Source organism: Peribacillus sp. N1 (assembly GCF_054600815.1).
In genome coordinates, this window is record NZ_BAAHZO010000132.1 from 1 (window position 1) to 232 (window position 232).

The window sequence follows — 232 nt, forward strand, 5'->3', positions numbered from 1 at the left end:
TCCTTCTCTTGAATGAGAGAATATATATTAAAAAGGCCGTCAGTAACGCTCCGATAAAACCGACAATCGGAACCATATAAACAAAAGAACCAGCATCAAGCGGGAAAAACAGAAAGAAAGCTGCGATGGCAACACATGCTCCTGAGTTGATCCCGATGATTCCGGGATCGGCTAAATCATTACGTGTGATCCCATGCAGAATGGCTCCCGACAGAGCAAGGGCCATGCCTGA

General features: G+C 46.1%; 1 protein-coding gene. It reads right to left on the reverse strand.

Annotated elements, in window-relative coordinates; genetic code table 11:
* Positions 1–232: iron chelate uptake ABC transporter family permease subunit (locus ACYP5M_RS26820; RefSeq protein WP_459735763.1), on the reverse strand; the 232-nt coding region annotated here is incomplete at both ends.